We start from the raw sequence: 25,326 nt of genomic DNA, 5'->3' as shown, positions 1-25,326 counted from the left end.
ACTTCATCATTCCTTATTTTTTAACTTAAAAATTTTATTCGGATTTAAAATATTTTGCGGATCAAGAGCTTTCTTTATTTTTTCCATTACTAAAAGCGCAGCCCCATGCTCTTCTTCTTGATACTTCTGCTTCCCTATTCCAACGCCGTGCTCTCCTGTGCACGTTCCACCACGTTTAAGAGCATACAGTACGATACTTTCGTTTATTTCGTCCCCTTTTCTCACTTCATCTTTATCATTTGGATCAATCATTAAGAGCACGTGAAAATTCCCATCTCCTACATGACCAAGAATACCACCAACAAGACCAACTTTATCTAATGTCTCTTTCGCATGTTGTATTGCGCCAGCTAATTCCGAAATTGGTACACAAACATCCGTACTCATTAGCTTTTTACCAGGGTAACTATGAACGTAAGAGTATGCTAAGTTATGTCTTGCATCCCATAATTTATTTCTCGCCGCAGTTTCAGTTTCAAAAGCAACTTCTCTACATTTATGATCAAAAACAATTTCCTTCGTAAACTCGATATCTTGCGTTAGCCCTGCTTCATTTCCGTGAAACTCTAAAAACAGTGTTGGTTCTTCTCTGTAATTTGTTTCATTATAATGATTTACTTGTTTCATAGATAATTCATCAACAAGTTCTATTCTCGCAATTGGAATGCCAGCTTGCAGTATATTAATAACAGCTTCTACTGCATCATTTATAGTTAGAAACGATGCTCTCGCCGCCATAACATGTTCTGGTATGCCGTATACTTTTAATGTTAGCTCTGTAAAGCATCCTAGCGTTCCCTCTGACCCTACGAAAATACCATTCAAATGATAACCTGATGATGACTTCGCCGCTAAATTGCCAGTATGTATCACTTGTCCATCAGCAAGTACCACCTCTAAATCACGAACTTGATCACGCATAACTCCATATCTCACCGCTGTCGTTCCGCTTGCATTCGTAGCAGCCATTCCACCTAACGTTGCATCTGCACCTGGATCTACACTAAAAAACAGACCGTACTTTTTCAATTCTTTATTGAGCTGAGAGCGTGTCACTCCCGGTTGTACCTTCACTAGAAAATCTTTCTCTCTTATTTCAAGTATTTTGTTCATTAATGAAAAATCAACTGTAATCCCCTTTTCATAAGGAATTATATGACCTTCTAAACTAGATCCTACTCCAAATGGAATGACAGGTTTTTTATGCTCACTCGCTACTTTCATTATTGCTCTAACCTCTTCCGTCGTTTTTGGAAAAACAACTACATCAGGTAAACTACTAGTATGGTAAGATTCATCTTTACTATGTAACTCTCTTACTGTCTTATTAACCACTACTTGATCTTCAGGAAGTACATCCTTTAATTCATTTACTAAACGCTCAATTGTTATTTCCATTACACACTCTCCTTTTATATTATTTACTCTACATTAATTATACCATTTTTATACAAAATAATCAGAATAGTTGAATTTATGAAATTTTATGTGCAAAAAAGAACTTGCAGTATTCCCTACAAGTTCTTTTTTAAACCTATATTTTAGACGATTTTTTCAATAAAATCATAAACCAAACTAAAGTAAATGCCATCAGAGAATGAGAAAACCCTACAATATAAGTTAACCCTTTAAAGTCCGCTCCATTTAGTTGAAGAAGTCCTCTCGCTGCCAGCGATCCTAACATTAAAGTTAATGCGATATTATGTAAAACAAACCATTTATTAAATCCTTTCACTTCATGAAAAGCGAATACTTTCGCTAATCCTAAAGCAATTAAAAAGAAGAAAAAGCCAAGTACTAACGTATGTGTATGCAAAAGATTTAATAGTGTAGATCCTAGTATTCCTTTAAATTTCCCATACTCCCTAGCGAATATTCCTGATAGTAAACCAATAATTAAATACGTAAACGATGCGTTATATAATTTCTTCATTATGTACCTCCTTAAGTAGAATGTGTAATGTGTCATATTTAGTAATAATGATAGTTATATAGTAAAAACTCCTAGTTTCCTAGGAGTCATTGTATAAGCATCTCACTCTTTACAATTAATCCTAATTATAAAATATCCTTTTATACAAAACAATCGAACTTTGTGTGAACAAGCAGGGCTCTATTAAAATATGTTGCGCTTTTGTGTTACACAATCCATACTGATTATTATAACTTTTAAAGGTGGTGCAATAGATTGATAGTTCTTGAAACTGAACGAATCACTCTTCGTTGGTTCAATATACAAGATGCTCCGTTCATTCTCCAGTTAGTAAACGATCCTGCATGGATTCAGTTTATTGGTGATAAAGGGGTTAAAAACTTAGAAGATGCAAAAAATTACATCTTAAACGGACCCGTCGATATGTATAATAAAATGGGCTTTGGTCTTTACTTAGTTGAACGAAAAGAAGATCTCACTCCACTTGGCATGTGCGGCCTTATTAAAAGAGATTCATTAGAAGATGTTGATATCGGCTTTGCCTTTTTAGAAAAATTCCGTTCGAAAGGGTACGGCTATGAATCAGCTTCTGCGGTAATCGAATACGGTGTACATAAGCTAGGTATGAAACGAATTGTAGCAATTACTTCTATAGATAATGCTGCTTCAGGCAATTTGTTAGAAAAAGTAGGATTGCGATTTGAAAAAATAATTTCAGACTCAGGAGAAGATTTAAAATTATTTGGGTATAACGCGTAATAAAAAGGTCGCCATGAATGGCGACCTTTTTGCTATTTCACTTCCACCGTATAATTCCCTGTTCCCCCACCATATTGATATACATGTAAATAATACTTACCTGGATGCGCATTGTAGCTGCCCACTAATTTATTTCCTTGCGTCTGAGCATACGTAACATAATTATTTAAATCTGCTGCTGAATAAAGAACCCAGTTTACCCCAATATTATTTTCCTTCGTTACGTTAATTTGAAGGTTTTTTGCAGTTTCTACATTTATTTCAAAGTAATCACTTGTATCACCGTTTCCTAAACTTGCACGTAACAATTGATTTAACTGCAGTTTATTTGCTGTTTGGAATGAATTGTTTGGTTCTTTTTCTACACTATTATCTTCTTTCTTCTGAACCGTTACATTCGTTGTAACAGTATTAGTTAATCCTTTGTCGTCTGTTACTGTTAATTTTGCCGTATATGTTCCTTCTTTTGTATACACGTGAGTTGGATTTTGTTCATTACTTACAGTACCATCGCCAAACTCCCATTTATAAGAAGCAATTTTTCCATCTTCATCTTTTGATCCATCGCTTTTAAACGAGATTGCTTCATTCACATTTCCGCTATACGGGCCATTAATAACCGCAACCGGCGCTTTATTCACTGCACCTTCTTCTGTATTAATACCATGGAACACAACGTCATACTCAAATTGCCCTGATGCATTTACACGGTAATTCACAAAGTAAGCTGTTACTGTTTTATAGCCTGTCCATTCTTTTGCACTTAAACGTTTTAACGTATCATTAACGTTTTGCGTAATTGTTTTCCAGTCTTCATTTTCTCCTTTTGCAGTAGTACCTGTATAAGTTCCTTGCAGTGTAAATGTATTAAAGAACTGTGATTTATTTTTCTTTACTGATACATTATTTAATTTCGCTTCCGCTGTAATTTCTGCCGCAATATCCGAAACTGGTTTCGGTGCATGAGTTGCTAAATAATCATCTGACACAAGTGGCACATTATATTTCTCACGATTATCTACTAACATTTGCATATAGTCTTGATACTCTTTATTTAAATTTGCATCTTTACTTAAAGCAGAGCGGTATGCATCATATGCTGTCACATCATTTTTCCTAATAAGATCATGAATTTTGTCAAACATATCATATCTCTTATTGTACATATATGATTGTAAAGCGAAGGAATAATTATAGAAATCCCACGTTCCATACTTTGCATTTAACGTTCGCTCTGCCGTATAACGTTCTGCTGGATTTGAAGATAGTCCTCCTATAATGCTCTTTCTCGGTACAACATTATCCGTTCTCGTTGCCCCTGCAAAGAACTCAGCATTTCCTTCTTCAAACCAAGATAATCTCTCATTTTCATATAACTTACCTTGTCCCCAAAGTCCTGGCACTTCATATCTACCTTGTAAGTAATGCGTGAACTCATGTCGGAACAATTCTTCTAAACTATAAATACTTTCCTGCGGTGTACGTTCATAAGTAAAGAACGTACCTGTTCCTTCTATATAAAGACCGCCGTTATTCGTTTCATATCCGTACAATTGACGGTTAAATTGATATTCAGCTGGGCTATTGTAAATAACCATCGTTAATACATCATCAGGATTCCCTTTTTCTAAAGGCTGATCACTTTCCACAGTACGATGGAATTGAGCTTTCACTTCTTTTGCCGCCCAATATAACCGTTTTACTTTTTCTTCTGTCACTTTATCTCCAGCTTTTAAAACAATTGCTCCATCATCAAATGTATACGTTTTTGGCAAATACTTTTTCTTACCATCCTCTCGTATTTGATCTAAATCAACAACGTTACCATTTGCATCTTTCCCGCCATAATTCGTCGTAATTTGCTCAGCTGCTACGAAATATTGCTCCCCTAAATACGGATAAATTTTCATCGCATCTGTTACAACTTGCAATCCTTTCGTCCCTGTACTATGGAATGTACCGAGTCTACCTGTATAATAAATGCCATTATTAATAAGCCAGCCGTTTTTCGCTGTAATCGTTCCCATTAACGCAAATCTACTTAACTCATTAATATAACTATCTATTTTCTGATACCATACTGTATCTTTTGGTGCTTTTCTCGTATCGTACAAATACGATTGAATATCATAATCCACACCTTGCATAATATCGTAAACCGCATTGCCAGCTGAAAGATTATCTACTAATGTAGAAAAGTTATCATTATATTGTTTAAAAATCTTTGCAGCTGATGTTATCGTTTCCACATCACTCGAAGCATTCCCTATTAATTTTCCATATGATGATACAACTCTATTTTGCTCCAATGTACCAAGGCTGAAATTTGGATTGTTCGCAATCGTTTTTAATGCCGGCAAGCACTTGTCATGATAGCTCCGCTCATTAAGTTTACTTAATTCTGCATTATAAAACCCTAAATAAAACCCAGAGCGCAATACCTCTACTAATGTTTCAATTCCTTTTGAATCATCTTTCGTATAAGCTTGTCCTTGCTGCTTCAATTTATCAATAATCGCCTGCACCCTACTATCATTTTGATAGAATGCAAGGCTGTCCTTATTAAACTGAAATAGCCCCGTAATTTGCTCCCAATCGATTGTTACAAGTAAATCTACTAACTGCTGATTGCTTAACTGATTTAATTCAGCAATTGTATAAGTTTTCGCTACAGCTAATTGCTTACTTTCCTTTTTTACTTCAGGCGGTCTTTGCGATAAATCAGCAAATTGTAGCCTTTTCTCAAAAGATTTGTTTTCGAGTACTTTCGATGAATGAGCTAATTCTTCCACTGGCAATTGTATACCAACCGGCTCCATTTTCAGCACATTTCGATAAGAAACTTGTTCTCCCTTAGTATCTTCCGCCAATATGTTTCCTTGAAAACTACCTAACATTAAACTAGCAAAACTTACCCCTACTAAAACTTTTTTTGAATAGCCTTTCATGCTCTCCCCTACCTTACATTTTTTTAGTGTCCCGCTCCATTATTTTACTATTCTGACTATTTATTCTGTATTGAGAAAAAAGAAGGTAACGTTCACACATGTATCCATGCAAAGTAAAATTAACGCTTGACTCCTCATGCGATTTGTGTCAAAAAAAGGATAGATAATAGCGAAATTCCTGCTACATCTATCCTCTATTTCAACGCTATGATTTTAACTTTATAAACGTAACTTCCGGTAATGTTTGCATATGTTGAATAAATGCATTCTTTTCTTCGGACGATATATTTTTCAACTGTATCCCTACCTTATAAACTATCCCTGTATCTTGCTGTAAAGCTTCAACTTCATATGAAAGTATTGGAATACCTTTCACTCGTAGCGTTTCTAATATTTGTTGTACAGCTGCGTGTTTATTCATACACATTTGCACTGTTATATTTTGCGGAAATAAAAATTGCACCTTAAAAATACGACTTACAATCTCTAAACCAATCAAAACGAGAATCATTGCTCCAATCCCTACCACATACATTCCCGCCCCAATTGCTAATCCTATTCCCGCTGTAGCCCATAAACCAGCCGCTGTCGTTAATCCTTTCACTGCCTGCTTTTGAATAATAATTGTACCTGCACCTAAAAAGCCTACCCCACTAACAACTTGCGCTGCAATACGACTTGGGTCAAGAGACATATGATCTTTAAATACAATATCTGAAAAGGCATATTTCGAAACGACCATTATTAAAGCACTCCCTACGGCTACTAGGAAATGTGTTTTTAATCCAGCTTCTTTTGATCGAATTTCCCTTTCAATTCCAATTATTGCTCCTAATAAACCGGCAACACCGATTCGTATAATAAAATCAATATGTAAGCTCACGGGCACTTCCCCCTTTCATTCATTATAGATAGATAAAATAAAAATTATCACATGCATCTATTCATTGATATAAAAGCATTTTATTAAAATACACTTACTATCCAAATCGATTTATGTTAATATTTTTAATATTAACATAAATTAAAAATAACCTAATTTTATAAGAAAAACTTTAAATTGCAAACCACATTCTATTTTATTTAAAAATAGAATGTGGTTTGCATGAACTGAGGTTGAGAAAAACAGAAAACGCTTTCATTTTTTCTCATAATTTTTTGTGAAATAAAACATAAAGAAAAGGAGCTTACTAACAATGAACGTCTCTTTACTTACACCTACTACCGATTTACAAGAAGAATACTTAGAGTTTTATACCGAATGGAAAGATAGCGGTGAAACGATGATTCCATGGGTTATCTCAAAAGACCCTTCTAACTTCCCAGCTATGATTCAAGAATTACTCGATGCACATAACGGAATAAATATTCCTGAAACTTGGGTACCAGACTCTACGTATTGGCTCGTTACAGATGAAAATAAAATTGTAGGAGCTGTTAATATACGTCATAGTTTAACGGATCATCTATTTAACGCTGGCGGTCATATCGGTTATGGCATTCGCCCTTCTGAAAGAAGAAAAGGTTATGCTACGAAACTACTAGAGTTATCACTAGAAAAAACGAAGGAATTAAACATCACGAAAGCACTTGTCGTTTGCGACGAAGTGAATACAGCTTCGGAAAAAACAATTTTACATAACGGTGGTCTCCGGGATGAAGATTTCACTGAAGAAGATGGTAATGTTGTGAGAAGGTATTGGATTGAGCTATAAATAATTAAAAACAAGCCAGAAAGTGATTACACACTTTCTGGCTTGTTTTATCCCGCGTTAACGGGCAGTACAACTCCCACCTCAAAATTCAGCCGGAACAAAGAAGTTAGGTGGGGGATGAACAAAGCCCCCACTGATTAAAGTTTCACTTTATACTGCTTCTATTTCAAACTGGACTGTAATACCACTTGGGTCTACTACATTAAATCCATTTGAAGTTTCATTTATTTCATGTTGTTTTTCTATTAATCTTTCTTTCACTTCATCTAACGCTTCTTTATGCGGTAGTACTATCGTATATACTTTTAATCCAGTTTCATATGCTGGTGGATGCGGGTTATTTACCCCGTTCCACGTATTTGCACCAATATGATGATGATAGCCTCCTGCCGAAATGAATAAGCAATCATCTTCACGCTGTTGCACTTCAAAACCTACTGTATCTACATAAAATTCATGTGACTTCTCGACATCAGCTATTCGTAAATGTACGTGACCAACTACCGTATCAGCTGGTAATCCATCAAACTCATAATCAACGAGCGTTGCTAGTTCTTTTAAATCAAGTGGCGTACTTCCTCCTGGCCCTTCTCCCCACTGATCACGTGGACGGTCTGCATATATTTCGATACCATTACCCTCTAAATCTTGTAAGTAAAACGCCTCACTATACGTATGATCACTTGCGCTATTAAACCTTGAAATTGGTAAAATTTCATTTGAATATGTATAACGCCCTTCTTGCTCAGCTGGACTTTCAATGACATTCTTATTGCGAATAACACCAAATAATGCCGAAGCAAAAGCCTCACGAGTCGGGACTAAAAAGGCAACATGATATATACCCGTCGTACGTGGTTCTTGAAGCGCTGCATCTTCTAACTGCTCAAGTACAAGTAGTGTCTTCTCACCACCCTTTCCAGCTAAATATGCTTTATTCCCCTCTTGCTTAATTACTTCTAACCCTACTACATTCTCATAAAAAGCAATTTGACGCTCTAAATCTTTTACTTTAAATTCAACATGACCAATACGTGTTTTCGGATGAATTTGTACCATGAATTACTTCCTCTCCTAGTCCTTTATTTCAAAACAAATTAACATAGCCGTTACTATGAAGGATACAACTAAAAACAGACTATGTAAATAAGAAAAATCAGAATTAATAGTTTTTCAAGGCCATTAATGACAAAAAGCCATCTCCTCTGAAATTCAGAAGAGATGGCTTCTATTATGCAAACTATAACTCTATTATTGTATTACCTTTTAACCATTACGCTTATTTCATCTTATGTACTTCTGCAACTAACTTTCCGCCCTGAATGCCCATATAAAGCTTAACAGGAGCATCATTCGTATTTTCAAACACTAAATCTAAATATGGGTATGCAATTGTAGCATCTCTTCCCTGCGGGACATAACCTACTGTTTTAGAATGTGTAGTTCTCTCTACCATTTTCAAACCAGCTTGATCGGCTGCATTGTATAGAGTTGATGATGTTTGACAAACGCCACCACCATAACCATCTACTAATTTACCATCTACAATTTCTTTTCCTAATTGATATCCTTTATCTGGCGTTGTATCACCGATTAATGCATTGAAAGAGAAACTGTCTCCCTTCGCTAAAACTACACCATTGATGCTCGCTGCAGACAAACGAATATTTTCAATTCGGCCACCTGTTGAGCCACCTAAATTCGTTTCATATCTACCAATTACAGTACCGCTTCCTTGCCCATCACTTAATGTTGCGACAGGTTTTTTCTCCACAATTGGTAACTGATAAGAAGAATCCCACATACCTACATTTAATAATTTGTCTACTAATTCTTTTTCCATTAATTCATAAGAAGGCTTTCCTTCTTGCCATGATCCATCAGGTGCTATCCGTGAAGGGACCATCTTTTTGTCAACGCTTTTCCCGACTTCACCTGCAACCTTCGTTACCGATTTTTTGAATTTAGCCTCATCTTCAAAATAACCTAAGCTCGATAAGTCTATTTTTTTCACTTCAGTACCAGTACGCCCATCCACTAAGCTAATTGAATCCTGTACATCAGCCTTAGCCTCTACAACGTTTCCACCAAAATCGCTTACTAATGCCACATCACTTACCTTTGTACCACAACCACTTACTACAGCTACGCATAGCACCCCTACTAATATACCCTTTATTTTTCGGAACAATATACTCTCTCCTTTTCCCCAACATTATTTCTTATGTATTATTTCATTTTTATGTATGTTTTGTTACAATCATTTTACAATATATTTAGAAAATGTTACAAGTTGTTTTTTACTCTATTAAAATTACTCTTTTCTTTTGTAAATGTCTATACATATTTATATAAAAATTTTAGTTTGATAGAATTGTAACCTTTATGTAACCTCAACCCTTTTATCCAGTATATACCATCAAACGAAATAAATACAAATGTAAAAACTCCATATTCTTATTTATAAAGAAAAATCCTGTAAACATAATTAGGTATTTGCCGTGCCACTACTCCGCTTTTGCACATACATTATGGTGAATTTAACCTATTATAAAGAAATGGAGGATGTTTTTATGTATCCCTACAATCCTTATGATCCATATAACCAATATGGTTACCAACCTCAATATGATTTACAGGCACAATACCAACAATATATAGATCAAACAGAACAAATTAATCCATATGATCAAAATCGCCAATTTCAACTTCCAATCTCTTTCCCTGGTACTGGAAACCGTCAACTAGAACGACGAGTAAATGAGCTTGAGCAAAGAGTACGTCAACTAGAAAACACAGTTGAGCGTCATACGCGTAGATTAAACCGCTTAAATCAGCGTTTACGTACAGTAGAAAACAGGCTAAACATTCCATTTTCAGCATTAGAAGACGGATTTTAATTTCGAAAATAACAAATATATAAGGAAGGGACTCCCCCTTCCTTATATAAATTGACGAAAGTTTTTTACATCTCTATACTGATAAGAGTTAATGAAATGAAACAAGGTGATAAAAATGGATTTTGAAATAAATTTTCTTTCCTTTTATGTAGTACAAGTAGAAGGAAAAGGTGAAGCAGTTGATAAACGCTATAAACATTTTCAAACATTAGACGCTGAAGAATATGAAGATAGCTCCTTAAAAGAATTTTTGAATGGTGAATTATTAAAAATTTCAAAGCGAAAAGTGGAACGTCACGCAAAAACGGAACAAGCCCCAACCAAGATTGGTCGCTTTATTGTAGAAGAAGGACATGAACTTGATTCAAACCCTCATTACAACCTTTTTAATCGTATTCGCTTTGCAGAAACAAAAGAACATTTCAAAGATATGAGCGAACCTCTCGTTTATACATATCTTGACACAAGCGCTGTACGTGGTGGTGTATTTTTAATCGCTCAAGCAAAACTACGCAAATACTTTGATGATCCATTCGTATTCGTAATGAAATGTGACTTCGAGCCAAAGGTTGCTTCCATTTCTGATGAATCAACACTGATTCGTAACGTTGAAATGGCCATCACAACAAAAAATATGAAATCTATCCAATATCCGTACATGCCTGAAGAAGGTATGGTCGAAGTGGGCGAGCTAAAAATACACCAAGCATCACACGCCCGCTACTTTGAGGACTTCTTGAAATTCGTCGAGTACGAACGCTCTATGCCTGAAATTATGAAAACACAAGTAATGGACATGGTATATGACCAAATTGAAGATGTATTTGAGGAAGGTACTGAAGAACGCGAACAATTCGACCAAGCTATGGAAGTATGGGCTGCCAGTCCAAAACGTGAAATTATGGAACAATTTTCAACCGAAGAAGTAATGGAAGCGACCGCTCAAATCGTCGAACACGCCCCTGAAGTGGAATTAAAGTTAAAAGCAGACCATATCTCTGTGAAAGCACTGCTTGCTGATTTCGGAGACTTAATACATATCGCAAAGGTAAACGACCGCTATGTATTAATGATCGAGGCTGACACACTTACGTTTGAAAAAGGCTTCTCTCCAATTGAGTTTCTGAAGCCAGATGAATTGCAAGATGTGATTGAGCGGATTGAGAAGAAGCAACAGTTTGGGTATAATCCGAGCGAGATTGAATAGAACTCTTTTATAAACAGTGACTACTAAAGTGTTTATAATATCAATTATGTGTTCACAAGCGTGACCACGTTTGTGAACATCCAGTACTAAAATTCTTAGTTCTAATATTAAATAAATGCTTCCATATAACTATTTTTTACTGAGCGCTATTAAAAAGCGCTCTTTTTTTTGGACTTACTTGACGTTTACATTAAAAACCGATTCTACTAAGAATCGGTTTCTCTGCTTTATAACAAAATATGCTTATTTTTAAAAATTATTTTTGATCCAAGATGAAATTTGTTGCAGGATCCAGGAGATTCTTTCCTTTTTGTACAAACGCATTTCCAGTCGATAGATCCTCTTCAATATTTACTTGTATACCACGTATTAGAAATTCTTTACTTTTTACTAGTAGACCAAGTCCTTCTATAAACTTTTGATGGTTTTCCTTTAAGTCACTATGTATTTTGTTAAAATGAAAATTTCACTTTACTACCTCAAATTTATTGTACTCGTAAAAAGATAATTGGAAACGATATTTTGGATGCTCTCTCACCCAATCGTAGGCTTCTTCTAAAATATCCATTTTGTTTTGTGAGTCATTAAGTTCACTACATTCTTCCTTTTTCTGTTTGCACAGAGGACAGAATCCATCCACTATCTCGGCACTCATCGCATTAATAGTTTTTCTTTCTAAGTCAACTAATAGACGAAGAATAAGAGAATGTTCTGCTTCTGTAGTCACCATCATTTCAGCAATCCTATCCTCATCCCAAAAGACACCATTTAATTCCATATTTACGTTGACATCTTTAATATCCAAGTTTATCATCATCGCATCTCCCATGTATAAAATGCTTACCTTACTCTTCAATTTTAATCTTTAATACACCACGGTTTAAAGATATGTTAAGCTTTTTCCAATTCTTCTTCTTTGCTATAAAAGGAAGTGTAATAAAAGCAATAAGTGATGTGAATATTATACCAAAAACTAAAATGGTTAAAATGTTAAAGACTGCTTCCATTTAACTGTACCCTCTTTCATTTGTATGAGTTCTTATTTTATTAATACAAATTAAAATTCTAGCTACCGCCTTAAATTACAAAGCAATAATAACAACAAATTGATTCCTATTTAATATGAATACTTTATTCTTCCGTTAATACGATGACATTAAATTTATGTAGTTAAAGATGGAGGAGAATGTCATTTAACCTCTGCATTCTCCTCCATCTCAGCCAAATACCTAAGCTGCCTTTCCGCTTTTCTCACCGCCGTAGGAAAGTGTTTTTTCAGAAGTTCTACTGCAGATTCACTTATATAATATCTTTCCGTTATACTTTCCCACGTGTCACTACTTTCAAATGCACTCCATACAAAAGGACGCTCTGCACTTTTTTTCATTTCTTTAAATGCCCATTTTCGCATCTTTTTTTTCGCTTTTTCTGTTAGTTTTCCGTTCTTTACAAGTTCAAGCTCACCATGTCTTTTATATCGTTTGTTAATATCTCTCTCACCACATACTTTAAGAAATATATTTGCTGTATTTTCAGCATCTGCGAAAGCACGATGTTGCCTACCTTCCCACGTTAAATCAAGCTGCTCCACTGCAAATTGTAAACTTGGTGTATGTTCAAATAATTCTTCATACGCTTGGAAAACAAATTTTTGCACATCAAATCTGCTCTCTTTTTCCATACATGGGCATTCTACACCATGTAATGTACAATCGTGAGATAGAAAATGATAATCTTCTTTTCCCCATGAAATAAATATAGAATCTTCTCCGATAAACTTAATAAATTTCTCTATAATTTGAGGGAACTTCTCTACACCAATTAAATCTTTCTTTGTAATTCCAGTTAATTTTGTTGTATGACGAGTTAATGGAGCACTTGGTTTTACTAACTCTGAAAATACTCCAATAATCTTCATTGTACTCACATCTATTTTTACAGCTCCAATATCAACTATTTCTGACGGATCTTCCGATTTATACGGCCTAAAATTCCTTTCAATATCAAACACAATGAAATGTGTAGCATTTTTCAATTTATTTACCTCTTTCTAAATTCCTATTAATATGAAAAGCCTAATTAACAGCTTCTCTTTATTTTCAGTATCTATTTATACATACAGTTTATACATTTAATAAACTTAAATATAAAACAAAAATTCAGTCTTATTCACAAATATACATAGGAGGACATTCATTCACCAAAAAAACGCAAAAAAAAAGAAGGGCAAGCCCTTCTTTTTTTCATAATTACTTCTTGTTTACGTTTGTAGCTTGAGGTCCACGGTTACCTTGTTCTACTTCGAAAGTAACTTCTTGACCTTCTTCTAAAGATTTGAAGCCGTCGCCTTGGATAGCTGAGAAATGTACGAATACGTCTTCTCCGCCTTCAACTTCGATGAAACCGAAACCTTTTTCTGCGTTAAACCATTTTACTTTACCGTTTTGCATTTAAAAAATCCTCCTACAATGTACCTATATGTACATATTCATTTTCAACCACTTTACAATAATACTTCATATATTAAAAAACTGCAACCCCAGAGGAGATTTAACATTGCTATCCTCCTCGGAAGTTACAGCTCATTTAAATCTCTATATTATTAAAAGTAAAATGGTTTAAAGTAACTATATCATATCAATATAATAAAAGTAAAGTTTTTTTTAAGCTATACAGCTTTTTTCTTCCACTGCATCGCTTTTAATTCACCTGATCCCGCTACAACATAGCCTTCTTTTTCATTAACAATGCGCCAACCATGCCCTTTAACCGAATCACATACTGTAACAATTCCTTCTTCAAGAAGCACACGGCAAACATTGCTAATTCCCGCCTTATTTTGCGTTGACGTTGTATATAACACATGTTGATCTACACTTAAATCTAAATAACTACTAGCTTTTTGTTCACTTTGACATGTATGCCAACATATTTTTTCATTCTCAATACTCTCATCTATTTTACAAAAAGAAATATTCCCGCTAATTCCCCTGCACGATCCACTTGCCGCTACTAAATAGGAATTATGTATAGTCAACGCAGAAATCATCTGATTCATCGCTATTTTAATCCTTTTTAATTTACGTGTCTCTAAATCAAAAAGCCAAACACCACCATACTTAGTATGTATTTTCGTACCAATAAATAAGTAATGTTTATATAAAAATAATGATCGAATAGATGGTGCCTCGCTACCATAATTAAGAAATGGCTGAATAGTCTCCCATGTGGAACCAAAATTATTAGAATGATACAGTGTTTTATCTCCATGAGCAATTACTGTTCCATTTTCATTACTACATACATTCCAGCTCGTTGCTTTCGTTGGAAAGCGCTGGATCGTCCACGTTTCTCCACCATTCATACTACGAATAAAAACTCCTTCGTCTCCTACTCCGTAAACTACGTTATCTTCACTATGTAAATCCCGAATTCGTTTTTGGAATCCAGTTAAAATCTGTTTCCATTCTCCGTCTTGTTCAATAAATAAGCCATCATATGTAGTAGCTAACATAAGTTTTCCATCTCTTAATTTTGTAATAGCAGTTGCACTTAACATTGTTTCCACGTTGACACTCCCATTCTTAGAATTTCTCGGCAAAAGCAATTGCAAAATCACTGCATTTTTCAACGTCTTCTTTATCTTCTGGAGCTAATTCAATTTTCAATCCTTCTTGTACAAGTTCTGCCCCGCATTTTACAAGACGTTCTTCAAATATCGTTACCGCTTCACAAAACAGTTCATACGCCGTATCACCTGATCCAAAAACAGCCACTTTTTTACCCGTTAAATCTATATTTTCTAACTCATCATGGAAATCTTCCGCCTCAAATGGTAATTCACCATCACCCCACGTATAAGATCCTAAAATGATTCCATCATAAGCTAATAATTCTTCAGCATCCATACCTTCCATCTCTTGCAATACTACTTCATGATCAAAGGCATCTAAACTTACTTTAATTAAATCAGCAATACTCTCTGTATTCCCTGACATACTTGCATACGCTATTAAAATTTTCGCCACTTTGGCATCCCCCTCTTACAATAAATGATTCTCATTCTCATTATATTAATAATGAGAATCAATTTCAATTATATTTTTTGCTATTTTATTTAATTCCATAAAAAAAGAACAGATGACTATACAATCATCTGTTCTTCTTTATTACTTTTTAAAAATACCAAATGGTTTTCCAACTGGTAATACAACTTTTCCGAAGTGTGTATTTAACACAGCTGCTGCTGAACCATAGAAAGATAGTAATGAAATACATAGTTCAGAATACGCTGCTAAATTATGCATTGCGTGCGGCATAACACCTAAAGTACTTAATGAAAGACCGATAAATAAGAAATCAATAAGGACGAAAATCATAAATAATACTTTATGTGTTTCCATTGCACCAATTGTCATAAAAATCGTGAAAATCAAGTATCCGATAAAGGCTACACCAAGCTGTTTTGAATCTGCAGTTTGGGCTAATTTTTCGCCAAATACTCCAAGTTGAATTAACCAAGTCATTCCAACACCTAACCAAAATAGGCCGTACGCACCAAATGCTGTTGTACCGAACGTATTGTTATGCTTTGCATCGTGAATGCATGCAAAGATTTGTGCAAATCCTCCTAAAAAGATTGCCCATGGTAATACAAGTGAAACGCCATCTGTTAAGCCTAACTTTTGAGATGATGCTACAAGTGTTACCATCGCTAATCCAAATAGACCAATTCCAGATGGATCTGCTGTTGTCATTTTCACATGATGTGTAGTAGTTTGATTGCTCATATAAACCTCCTGATTATAAACATACTCGAATACAATACTTAAATCAGAAGACTATGTCAATGGTTTTTTTTGTATGTTGTCAGACCTTATTCTCTATAATAATCGAATACACTTTGGGCCACATCATACGGTTTTATATTTACATTTGGCAACTCATTTATCGGCATCCATAAAGGAATATAACTCCCTCTATCTTTCAGCTCGAACTCCTCACCTGTACCACTTCCGAAAACTCCATCTGTAATATGAGCATTATAATAATACTCCGTACCTTTATACTCCACCTTTGCAATCAAATGCTCCACTTGTATATGTACCCCTAATTCTTCATAAACCTCTCGCTTCGTTGCTTCTTCAGGTGTTTCTCCTTCTTCAATTCCCCCGCCTGGAAAAACAAAATACATCTCACCTTCTCGAACACGTTTTATAAGAGCGATTTTATCGTCCTGTACAATAATAGCTGCACCGCGATTTCTTCTCACTTTATTACCTCAACACCAATCGCAACTGTTCCCCATTCTTTTTCTTGTTCTTTCGTATATATTTCGTATGTACTTTCTAACATTTCTTCTATACTAAGTTTTTCACAATCAAATAATTTTTTATCAATTTGTTTGTACATCTCTTTAAAACTCTCATATCGTTTTATCTCCGTTACTTTTACAGCCATCGTTTCTGCTGTCGTAAAGTTCGTAAATACAATTTCATCGCCTTGTTTTATAAGTTGACGTTTTTTATCGTATAAGCGTACTTCATATACCTTTTTTCCTGATTGAATTGACTGAAAAGGTTTATTATATAATCCCATTTCGTACCTCATACATTCCACTCCCTTTTATTCATTTTGCCTACTAATATACTTTGCACATTATCAATTCATACAACACAGTTCACCTTACCTCACCTTGCATATAATATTCCATACCTATTGCTTGATTGGGGAAGGGGGCTAAATAATTATGTTATATTTAAATCAAAAGCCTGAATATAGTAAATATGATATTGGTGATTATACTTATAGTAAAGTAGGTCCAACTATTTTTTCTTGGAATGATGAAACGAAATTAAAAATAGGTAAGTTTTGTTCATTAGGAGAAGAAGTCGTTTTCATACTTGGCGGTGAACATCGTGCTGATTGGATAACGACTTATCCATTTAATGTCCTCTTCGAAGAAGGAGCACATATTACTGGTCACCCTTCTTCAAAAGGTGATATCATAGTCGGCAATGATGTATGGATTGGTTATCAATCCTGCGTTTTATCTGGTGTTACAATTGGTAACGGGGCCATTATTGGTGCAAAAAGTGTAGTTACAAAAGACGTACCTCCATATGCAATTGTCGCTGGTAATCCTGCAAAACTAGTTCGATATCGTTTCCCGCAAGAAACCATTGAAAAACTAGAAAAACTTGCATGGTGGGACTGGGATATTTCTGTCATAAAAGGAGCTATTCCATTTCTACTCTCCAACAAAACCAACGAATTTTTTACCTCACCCGAAAAAGAATCTACATGATTGATACACATAAAAAAGAGCATCCTATTCTTTCAGGATGCTCTTTTTATATTTACTTTTTATTTATTTGCAACTGATTACACGGAGAACAGTGAAATGGAATTTTATCTAAACAATTAAAGTTTGTTTCACAAATTTGTTCTATCGTTGGAATAAATGGAATGACAACCATGTTACTTTCTATTATTTGTGTAACAGGTGGTAATATTGTACCTACTTGATGTTCAAAGCGAATATTCGCTTGATTAATATAATTTCCTGAACCACTTGGTGCACTCTGAACTGCTACTTGGAACGAAACTGCCCGTGCTTCACCTGGATTTAAACTTCCTATAAGAAACCCTGATACTGGGCTTACATTTGGCACTGGCGTATTATCAACAGTTACACTTCCAGGAACAAATCGAAAACTGCTATCTAACATATCTTGAAAACGAATATTTTGTATGACAGTATCCCCCGTATTTGTAATGACTGTCGTAAACGTAATGACATCTCCAATTGTTGCTGTTTGAAGATCTGCCGTTTTTACGACTGTCGTTGAGACATTTTGAGGAATAAACGGGATAACAACTGTATTACTATCGCCTTCAACTACTACAGGCGGCTCATTCGGATTTACAGTTGCGAGCCCATTCGCTTTAGCAGTATTTGTAACTAAATTATTTATTTGCCCTCCTGTTATTACAACTTGGAAATTAATAATTGCCGCATCATTTGGTTGAAAATCACCTAACGGAATACCAGTATTCGGATTGGCAAATGGAAAAGGTACATCATTTACCGTTACCGTGCCATTTATAAATAACGTATTTGGATCAATGATATCTGTTAAAACAATATCCGTCACAGGAACTGTACTATCATTTATAACAGCAATTCCGTAAGTGACAACATCTCCTACCATTGCTACTTCAAAGTTTGCTCCTTTTGCAACAAATAAGATTGCAGTATTTACCGTTACAATAACTGTATTACTCGTGTCCATCACTGTAACTGGCGGCTCTCCTGGTACTAAAATATATTCTGCTGATGCCCCAGCAACGTTCACTACTGTACCACCATCTGGAAAACTCGTAATCGTAGCTTCATATGTTACAATCGCCGTCTCACCGACTGGAATGTCTAAAATCGTAAATCCAACCTGTGGATTTACTCCTGGACGCGCTACTCCATTTACCGTTACACTATTTGGTACAAAAACAGCTTCCGGAGATAGTACATCAATAAATTGAACATTCATTGCATCAGCCGTACCAGTATTTAATATGCGAACACGGTACGTTACCGTTTCTCCTACTCCAACAATTGAATGATCTACTTCTTTCAGCATATCTAAACTGCCTCTATTTACTGGTGTGACTGTCGTATTACTTGAATTCGTAATTGTAAACGGTGGTTCTCCTGGAATCAATTCGAAATCACCAGTTACTCTCGCTGTATTCATAATGCTACTAGAAGGTGGAATTACGATTACATTTACTTCAAATGTGATTAGTATGCTATCTCCTACTGCAAGATTTGGTAATGAAAAGCCTACGAAAGGATCTAAACCTACTTGTGGAATCCCATTTATCTGTACACTTCCAGGAACAAATTCTAAACTAGCGGATGGAACATCGATAAACTGAACATTCGTCGCCAGTACCGTTCCTGTATTCGTAACTTGCACACTATAAGTTAACGTATCTCCTAATCGTGTTGCTTGTTTATTTACTGATTTAATAACATTAAATCTACCTCTATTTACCCTTGTTATCGTCGTATTACTCGGTTCAGTTACTACAACAGGTGGCTCTCCTGGCACTAAAGTAAAGCTTCCTGTTATATTTGCAACGTTCGTAATTGTTCCTGATGACGGGATGGTTGTAACTGTCGCTTGAAACGTCACTATAACCGTTTCACCAACGAGTATATCTCCAACTCCAAATCCAGTAATCGGATTTAAGTTGGGTTGCGGGGCTCCATTTACCGTTACACTATTTGGTATAAATGACGCTCCTGCTGAAATCGTATCAATAAACTGAACATCGTTAGCTGTTACTGTTCCTGTATTCGTTATTTGCACTGTATACGTTAATACATCTCCAACTAAGGTAGCAGCTCTATTGACTTGTTTAATAACATTAAAGCGTCCTCTATTTACAGTTGTGAGCGTTGTGTTACTTGGCTGATTTACTATAACTGGTGGTTCTCCTGGTACTAATATAAAGCTTCCAGTAACATTTGCCGTATTGGCAATTGTTCCGTTTGATGGAACACTAACAACAGTTACCTGGAATGTGACTTCTACACTTCCCCCTGGATTTATATCTGGAAGTGGGAATCCATTATTAGGATTGAACCCAGGTTGTATCACACCACCTATCGTTACACTATTCGGCACGAATGCTATAGAGGAAGGTAATACATCACTATATTGAACATTCGTTGCTGTCACTGTCCCTGTATTTTGAACTACTGTCGTATAGGTGATTGTATCGCCTACTGCAACAATCGGCTGACTTACTGATTTTAATACATTCAAACCAGATTCATTTATTTCTGTTAATGTCGTGTTACTTGTCGTCGTTTCAGTAATAGGCGGTTCTGTTTCACTTACAGCAAATGTAGCGGTAACGTCTACAAAGTTAACAACTGTACCACCTTCTGGTATGCTCGTTACCATCTCCTGATATGTGACAAGTACAAAATCATCTACAGGTATATCTGGGACTGTAAAACCAATAAAAGGATCTAATCCTGGTGCCGATACCCCGTTTATGCTCACACTTCCTGGTACAAATGCTACACCCGCGGAAGTAGTATCTATAAATTGAACATTCGTCGCTGCCACTGTTCCAAAATTAAAAATCAATACATCATACGTTAAAATTTCTCCTACAGTCGCTACTTCTTTATCTACTAATTTTAACGGAAAAATAAACGCTATATTAATTGTCGTAACGACTAAATTCGTTAATATCGTTTCCGTAATCGGTGGTTCCTGCGGATTCGGTTGTGAAGTAAATGTAACGTCAGCATCGTTTAATATGACTTCATTATCTGGAATTTCTGTAATCGTCACTTGGAATGTTACCGTAATACTTCCACCAGCAATTAATAACGGAGTAACTGTAAATCCTATTTCTGGATTTAAACCGAATTGCTGAACCCCACCTATCGTTACACTATTTTCGACAAATGTCGTTCCTTCCGGAATGACATCTTGGAAGAGTACATCTGTAACAGGTATAATTCCTATGTTCGTAATTAGCACGCTATACGTTAATACATCTCCAACAGCCCCAGTTGCAACGTCAACTGTTTTTGTTGCTGTTACTTCACCAGGAGGAGGTAACGGTATTGTAACTACTGTCGTATTACTTGAATTTGTCGTTGTTACAGGTGGTTGTAAAGGATTTAATAAGAAAGTGGCTGTAGCAGATGCCGTATTTAATACTGCTCCGCGCGTGGATGGCGCAACTACTGTAACTTGGAACGTTACTGCCACTGATGTCCCAGCAGCAATATTAGGAAGTAGAAAACCAACATTTGGATCAAATCCAGGTTGAGGCGTTCCATTTATCGTTACACTATTTGTGACAAATGTTGTTTCGGGTGCAATAGGATCAATGAAAGAAACATTCGTCGCTGGTACTGTGCCGTTATTTCGAATGACAACAGAATACGTGTAAGTTTCTCCAAGTGCTGCTTGTTGTACAGATGAAGATTTTTGTATATTTAACTGCGCTGTGTTTACTTGCGTCACGACGAAATTGCTATTCGTAACAGTCGTTATTGGAGGATTAGCTGGATTTATAAGAAAACTTGCAGTAACGTTCGATTGGTTTCTAATATTTCCACCGCTCGGAACACTCATCACTGTTACTTGAAACGTAATTGTAGCCGTTTGTCCGACCGGAATATTTGGTACTGGGAAACCTGCCATAGGATCCGCGCCTTGCTGAACAACTCCATTTATCGTAACACTATTTGCTACAAACGCAGTTCCAACAGGAATCGGATCTTGAAAAATAATATTCGTTGCAGGAACAGTTCCTGTATTTTGAATGAGAATCGTATACGTTAACGTATCTCCTACACCTGCTTGCGGTGTGTTTACACTCTTTATTACATTAATTGATCCTACATTCACTCGTGTCACAACAATATTACTAATCGTTACAATTGTAATTGGTGGCTGCAGAGGACTTACTTGAAAATCAGCAGTTACATTTGCATTATTCGGAAGAACTCTATTTGGTGGCACACTCGTGATTGTCACTTGAAAAGCAACTGTTACCATCCCTCCTACTGGAATATTGGCAAGTGGAAATCCAGTTGTTGGGTTTAAACCTGGTTGAGGTGTTCCATTTATTGTTACACTATTTGCTACAAACGTTGTTCCAGATGGAATTGGATCGAGGAATGATACATTTGTTGCTGCTACTGTTCCACTATTTTGTATACGAACTGTATACGTTAACGTATCTCCTACACCTGCTTCAGTAGCGCTTACACTTTTCATTACATTTAACCCTGAAGAATTCACGACTGTCATAACAGTATTACTTGGTATTGTTACAGTAATCGGTGGCTCCGTTGGATTTACAAGGAAATCTCCAGTTACATTCGCATTATTTACGACATTATTTCCTTGGGGAATTTCATCAATTAATACTTCAAAAGTAACAATTACACTCGCACCAGTAGGCAAATTATTTAATGGGAATCCAAGCTCTGGATCTGCCCCTTCTTGTAAAACACCATTAACAAATACACTGTTTTCAATAAATAAAGTCCCTTGCGGAATTGAATCTTGGAAAAATACATTTGTAGCTGGTACACTACCTGCATTTATGATTTCGATTGTATATACTAAAACATCCCCTACCGTTGCAACATCCGTATTCACTGCTTTCACAACTTCAAAATTCCCTGATTGTACAGTTGTATTCACAATATTACTCGGAACATTGATTGTTACTGGCGGTTCGCTCGGATTCACTTGAAAACTTGCTGTCACATTTGCTTGATTTAAAATATCTTCATTTTCTGGATCCTGTACAATTAATACGTCAAATGTGACTACAACGGTTTGAGCCGCAGGAATATTTGGAAGAGAAAATCCTGTATTCGGATTCAATCCACTTTGCGGTACTCCATTAATCGTTACAGAATTTGCAACGAAAGAAACAGCGGAAGAAATAGTGTCTTGGAAAAACACATTTGTTAACGGAACGTTTCCTGTATTTTGGACGGCAATCGTGTATGTTAAAGTGTCCCCTACTGCCGCTTGCGTTGTATTCACTTCTTTTATTACATTTAAACCACCTGTATTAACTTGTGTCACTACAGTATTCGTTTGTCTATTAATCGTTACTGGCGGCTGATTTGGTTTAACGACGAAATTAGCAGATACATTTCCACGATTCGCAATCGTACCGCCTGATGGCGTAGATGTGACTCGTACTTGAAAAGTCACTGTCCTACTTCCGCTGGGAGATATATTCGCTACCGTAAACCCAGTCGCAGGATTTGCTCCAGGCTGTGAAACCCCATCTACAGTCACACTATTTGGAATAAAAGTCGTTCCAGTTGGGATCGGATCTTGAAAAATAACATTTGTCGCAAGTACATTTCCTGTATTTTCAATTGTAACGGTGTACGTAAGAACGTCATTAACTGTCGCAAAAGCTCTATCCACTGTTTTTCTCGTTCTTAGATCAGCTATATTAATAGTAGTAAATACAGTATTACTTGTCGCTTGACCTGAAATTGGTTGTTGACCAGGCACTGGAGTAAAGTTAAATGTCACACTCGCGCGGTTCGGAATTGGATTTACAAGAGGATTAGATGTTACTCGAACTTGAAAGCGCACTACAGTCGTTTGTGAAGCATTAATACTTCCAAGATTAATACTACTTGATGGATTCGCTCCTGGACGTGCAACTCCATTTACCGTAACACTATTTGCGACAAATGTTGTTCCTGCAGGGATACTATCAACAAAAATAACATTGTTTGCAGTGACATTCCCATTATTCGTGACATTAACTGTGTACGTTAATACGTCATTAAGCGTTGCCGTCTGTAGGTCCACAGATTTTTGCATACTTATAGTTGCTTGATTCACTGTCGTTTGTACTGTATTTGAAGAAGACGTACTTGTAATAGGGGGACTACCGACAAAAGGACGGAATTGATATGACACCATTGCACGATTTGGAATAGGATTTGGGTTCGGGAACGATGTTATTCGAACTTGAAATGTAACAATTCTTTGCGTGTTATTTGGGATTGTACCTAAATTAATTCCATTCGCTGGATTCGCACTCGGTTGTGTTACTCCACCTACCGTTACACTACCTGCTACAAATGTCGTTCCGTTCGGAATACTATCTTGTAATACAACGTTTTCTGCACTTCCTGTTCCTGTGTTCGGGACCGTAATCGTATAGGTGAGAGTATCCCCTACTCCTGCAACTGTCCTATTAACCGATTTAACAGGATTAATGATTGGACCTGTCGCATCAATTTGAACACCAAAACCAGCTGCAGCGTATCCATCTCCATTTGTGACAAAGCGAACAGTTGCTGACGTCTGATTGTTCACTAAAGAAGATGAGGCATCTACGTTCGTAATATCCCACCCTTGTCTTCGGACCGCTAAAGCGATTCCTAACGGCTGATTCAAATCTCCAAATGTGCCGCTTGTATCTAGATTGCCACTATCATTACAAATTTGTGATTGAAAGAAATTATTCGCGGGGTTTCTCGGTCCGAATAATGCGACTGTAGCATTTGCATTCGGTCCAAAGCGAAGCTGATCTCCAACAATGTTAGAATCACCTTCTTGAGCAGTTACAAGTACTCTTCCTGTAACAGAACCTGTAGATGGAGTTGCGAAACCTGAAATAGTAGCATCAACTGGTGGTGATGAAGCATCAATAATTTCTTGACCTGCATACACTGACAAATTCCGAAGTGGTAAACTTGTATTTTGATAAACTACCTCAAGCGTCCAACCAGCTGAACGACTGACTGTTGGATCAGCAGAAGTTCTTGTAGCCGGTACAGCACCCGTTGTATATGTTCCCGCTCCCCCTGTGTTAACAAGATTCGTTACGTTAGCTGAACGTACGTAATAAAACTGGTTCCCTACTGAACCTTGCTGCGCAGTTGCAGGATCTGGTGTAACAGAAAACGTTCCTGCCGGTGTTGTAAATGTAATGTTATCATTTAAAAAAGCTGAAACATCCTCTGTATCGGTCCGGTATGTGCCGGCCCATACTAGTTCTGCGTATAAAATACTACTCCCTGCCGGAAGATTCAAAATTGCACTTGAAGAATTTAATGGCCAGTCATTCGTTGTTCCTGCTGGGAATCCAGGTACTTGGAGCGATGTATTTACCGTTGTAAATACATCAATCGTACCGAAGTTATTATTTGGTGCAGGCGATGTAGGACTTAGTCCTAATGTGTTCCCAGTTAACGTGACGGCACCAGTTACTGTTGTTGTAAAGCGATTCATAAAAGGCACACAATCATCTCATTTCATTTATAGTAAAAAGT

General features: G+C 36.2%; 21 protein-coding genes. 5 read left to right on the top strand and 16 right to left on the bottom strand.

Annotated elements, in window-relative coordinates:
• Positions 1-6 precede the first annotated feature (6 nt).
• Entirely contained in the window at positions 7-1,398 is a 1,392-nt protein-coding gene (locus QCI75_RS10125; RefSeq protein WP_353760374.1) for an FAD-binding oxidoreductase, read from the bottom strand.
• Between the two features lie 136 nt (positions 1,399-1,534).
• Positions 1,535-1,933 (bottom strand): DUF2871 family protein, encoded by a 399-nt coding sequence (locus QCI75_RS10120; protein ID WP_002146401.1) that lies wholly within the window; start codon positions 1,931-1,933, stop codon positions 1,535-1,537.
• A 255-nt stretch (positions 1,934-2,188) separates the two neighbouring features.
• Between QCI75_RS10120 and QCI75_RS10115 the strand changes: the two genes are divergently transcribed.
• Complete coding sequence (locus tag QCI75_RS10115; RefSeq protein ID WP_144503724.1) at positions 2,189-2,692, top strand: GNAT family N-acetyltransferase; 504 nt, start codon at positions 2,189-2,191, stop codon at positions 2,690-2,692.
• Positions 2,693-2,724: 32 nt separating this feature from the next.
• On the opposite strand, the gene colA is transcribed toward QCI75_RS10115, so the two are convergent.
• Both colA and QCI75_RS10105 read right to left on the bottom strand, forming a co-directional pair.
• Entirely contained in the window at positions 2,725-5,640 is a 2,916-nt protein-coding gene (colA, locus tag QCI75_RS10110) for a collagenase ColA (RefSeq protein ID WP_144503726.1), read from the bottom strand.
• 205 nt (positions 5,641-5,845) lie between these two features.
• Positions 5,846-6,523: an MgtC/SapB family protein gene (locus tag QCI75_RS10105; protein ID WP_353760373.1), complete on the bottom strand. Its 678-nt coding sequence runs from the start codon at positions 6,521-6,523 to the stop codon at positions 5,846-5,848.
• A gap of 313 nt (positions 6,524-6,836) precedes the next feature.
• Here QCI75_RS10105 and QCI75_RS10100 point away from each other — a divergent pair, with 313 nt between their 5' ends.
• Positions 6,837-7,355: a GNAT family N-acetyltransferase gene (locus QCI75_RS10100; protein WP_353760372.1), complete on the top strand. Its 519-nt coding sequence runs from the start codon at positions 6,837-6,839 to the stop codon at positions 7,353-7,355.
• 150 nt (positions 7,356-7,505) lie between these two features.
• On the opposite strand, the gene QCI75_RS10095 is transcribed toward QCI75_RS10100, so the two are convergent.
• Both QCI75_RS10095 and QCI75_RS10090 read right to left on the bottom strand, forming a co-directional pair.
• Complete coding sequence (locus QCI75_RS10095) at positions 7,506-8,414, bottom strand: VOC family protein (RefSeq protein WP_144503732.1); 909 nt, start codon at positions 8,412-8,414, stop codon at positions 7,506-7,508.
• 220 nt (positions 8,415-8,634) lie between these two features.
• Positions 8,635-9,546 (bottom strand): VanW family protein, encoded by a 912-nt coding sequence (locus QCI75_RS10090; protein WP_144503734.1) that lies wholly within the window; start codon positions 9,544-9,546, stop codon positions 8,635-8,637.
• A 382-nt stretch (positions 9,547-9,928) separates the two neighbouring features.
• On the opposite strand from QCI75_RS10090, the gene QCI75_RS10085 reads away from it, so the two are divergent.
• Together QCI75_RS10085 and QCI75_RS10080 are read left to right on the top strand one after the other, a co-directional pair.
• Positions 9,929-10,255, top strand: a complete 327-nt coding sequence (locus QCI75_RS10085) for a hypothetical protein (protein WP_144503736.1) — start codon at positions 9,929-9,931, stop codon at positions 10,253-10,255.
• 115 nt (positions 10,256-10,370) lie between these two features.
• Positions 10,371-11,462 (top strand): DUF3900 domain-containing protein, encoded by a 1,092-nt coding sequence (locus tag QCI75_RS10080; protein ID WP_144503738.1) that lies wholly within the window; start codon positions 10,371-10,373, stop codon positions 11,460-11,462.
• Between the two features lie 466 nt (positions 11,463-11,928).
• Here QCI75_RS10080 and QCI75_RS10075 read toward each other — a convergent pair whose 3' ends face one another.
• From QCI75_RS10075 to QCI75_RS10035, 9 genes are all read right to left on the bottom strand, one after another.
• Complete coding sequence (locus QCI75_RS10075) at positions 11,929-12,276, bottom strand: hypothetical protein (RefSeq protein ID WP_144503740.1); 348 nt, start codon at positions 12,274-12,276, stop codon at positions 11,929-11,931.
• Between the two features lie 31 nt (positions 12,277-12,307).
• Positions 12,308-12,469, bottom strand: coding sequence for a hypothetical protein (locus tag QCI75_RS10070; RefSeq protein ID WP_186320830.1), 162 nt, complete (start codon positions 12,467-12,469; stop codon positions 12,308-12,310).
• 182 nt (positions 12,470-12,651) lie between these two features.
• Positions 12,652-13,497 (bottom strand): exonuclease, encoded by an 846-nt coding sequence (locus tag QCI75_RS10065; protein ID WP_144503742.1) that lies wholly within the window; start codon positions 13,495-13,497, stop codon positions 12,652-12,654.
• A 214-nt stretch (positions 13,498-13,711) separates the two neighbouring features.
• Positions 13,712-13,912 (bottom strand): cold shock-like protein CspB, encoded by a 201-nt coding sequence (cspB, locus tag QCI75_RS10060; protein WP_001179147.1) that lies wholly within the window; start codon positions 13,910-13,912, stop codon positions 13,712-13,714.
• A gap of 218 nt (positions 13,913-14,130) precedes the next feature.
• Positions 14,131-15,030 carry a WD40/YVTN/BNR-like repeat-containing protein gene (locus QCI75_RS10055; RefSeq protein ID WP_144503744.1) on the bottom strand — a complete coding sequence of 300 codons (900 nt, stop codon included), beginning with the start codon at positions 15,028-15,030 and terminating at the stop codon, positions 14,131-14,133.
• Between the two features lie 16 nt (positions 15,031-15,046).
• Positions 15,047-15,490: a flavodoxin gene (locus QCI75_RS10050; RefSeq protein WP_001062757.1), complete on the bottom strand. Its 444-nt coding sequence runs from the start codon at positions 15,488-15,490 to the stop codon at positions 15,047-15,049.
• 141 nt (positions 15,491-15,631) lie between these two features.
• A complete protein-coding gene (locus QCI75_RS10045; RefSeq protein WP_000070943.1) occupies positions 15,632-16,252 on the bottom strand; it encodes an acetate uptake transporter in 621 nt (206 codons plus the stop codon).
• Positions 16,253-16,338: 86 nt separating this feature from the next.
• On the bottom strand, positions 16,339-16,734 hold the full coding sequence (locus QCI75_RS10040; protein ID WP_144503746.1) for an NUDIX hydrolase: 396 nt from the start codon (positions 16,732-16,734) through the stop codon (positions 16,339-16,341).
• Positions 16,731-17,072, bottom strand: a complete 342-nt coding sequence (locus tag QCI75_RS10035) for an ASCH domain-containing protein (RefSeq protein ID WP_144503748.1) — start codon at positions 17,070-17,072, stop codon at positions 16,731-16,733. The genes QCI75_RS10040 and QCI75_RS10035 overlap by 4 nt, the downstream gene beginning before the upstream one ends.
• Positions 17,073-17,211: 139 nt before the next feature.
• On the opposite strand from QCI75_RS10035, the gene QCI75_RS10030 reads away from it, so the two are divergent.
• Positions 17,212-17,769, top strand: a complete 558-nt coding sequence (locus QCI75_RS10030) for a CatB-related O-acetyltransferase (RefSeq protein WP_144503750.1) — start codon at positions 17,212-17,214, stop codon at positions 17,767-17,769.
• Between the two features lie 52 nt (positions 17,770-17,821).
• On the opposite strand, the gene QCI75_RS10025 is transcribed toward QCI75_RS10030, so the two are convergent.
• On the bottom strand, positions 17,822-25,294 hold the full coding sequence (locus QCI75_RS10025; protein ID WP_353760371.1) for a DUF7507 domain-containing protein: 7,473 nt from the start codon (positions 25,292-25,294) through the stop codon (positions 17,822-17,824).
• Between the last annotated feature and the right edge of the window lie 32 nt (positions 25,295-25,326).

This window comes from Bacillus cereus group sp. RP43, from assembly GCF_040459645.1.
In the GTDB taxonomy this organism is placed as follows: domain Bacteria; phylum Bacillota; class Bacilli; order Bacillales; family Bacillaceae_G; genus Bacillus_A; species Bacillus_A mycoides_C.
Note: the sequence above shows the minus strand (reverse complement) of the source record. Positions and strands in the feature narration are given on the sequence as shown.

Excerpts from the sequence above, each read along its gene's own strand:
- QCI75_RS10120 (WP_002146401.1), bottom strand. The coding sequence starts at position 1,933 with ATGAAGAAATTATATAACGCATCGTTTACGTATTTAATTATTGGTTTA.
- colA (WP_144503726.1), bottom strand. The coding sequence starts at position 5,640 with ATGAAAGGCTATTCAAAAAAAGTTTTAGTAGGGGTAAGTTTTGCTAGT.
- QCI75_RS10035 (WP_144503748.1), bottom strand. The coding sequence starts at position 17,072 with ATGAGGTACGAAATGGGATTATATAATAAACCTTTTCAGTCAATTCAA.
- cspB (WP_001179147.1), bottom strand. The coding sequence starts at position 13,912 with ATGCAAAACGGTAAAGTAAAATGGTTTAACGCAGAAAAAGGTTTCGGT.
- QCI75_RS10080 (WP_144503738.1), top strand. The coding sequence starts at position 10,371 with ATGGATTTTGAAATAAATTTTCTTTCCTTTTATGTAGTACAAGTAGAA.
- QCI75_RS10030 (WP_144503750.1), top strand. The coding sequence starts at position 17,212 with ATGTTATATTTAAATCAAAAGCCTGAATATAGTAAATATGATATTGGT.
- QCI75_RS10070 (WP_186320830.1), bottom strand. The coding sequence starts at position 12,469 with ATGGAAGCAGTCTTTAACATTTTAACCATTTTAGTTTTTGGTATAATA.
- QCI75_RS10075 (WP_144503740.1), bottom strand. The coding sequence starts at position 12,276 with ATGATAAACTTGGATATTAAAGATGTCAACGTAAATATGGAATTAAAT.
- QCI75_RS10125 (WP_353760374.1), bottom strand. The coding sequence starts at position 1,398 with ATGGAAATAACAATTGAGCGTTTAGTAAATGAATTAAAGGATGTACTT.
- QCI75_RS10100 (WP_353760372.1), top strand. The coding sequence starts at position 6,837 with ATGAACGTCTCTTTACTTACACCTACTACCGATTTACAAGAAGAATAC.
- QCI75_RS10085 (WP_144503736.1), top strand. The coding sequence starts at position 9,929 with ATGTATCCCTACAATCCTTATGATCCATATAACCAATATGGTTACCAA.
- QCI75_RS10095 (WP_144503732.1), bottom strand. The coding sequence starts at position 8,414 with ATGGTACAAATTCATCCGAAAACACGTATTGGTCATGTTGAATTTAAA.
- QCI75_RS10045 (WP_000070943.1), bottom strand. The coding sequence starts at position 16,252 with ATGAGCAATCAAACTACTACACATCATGTGAAAATGACAACAGCAGAT.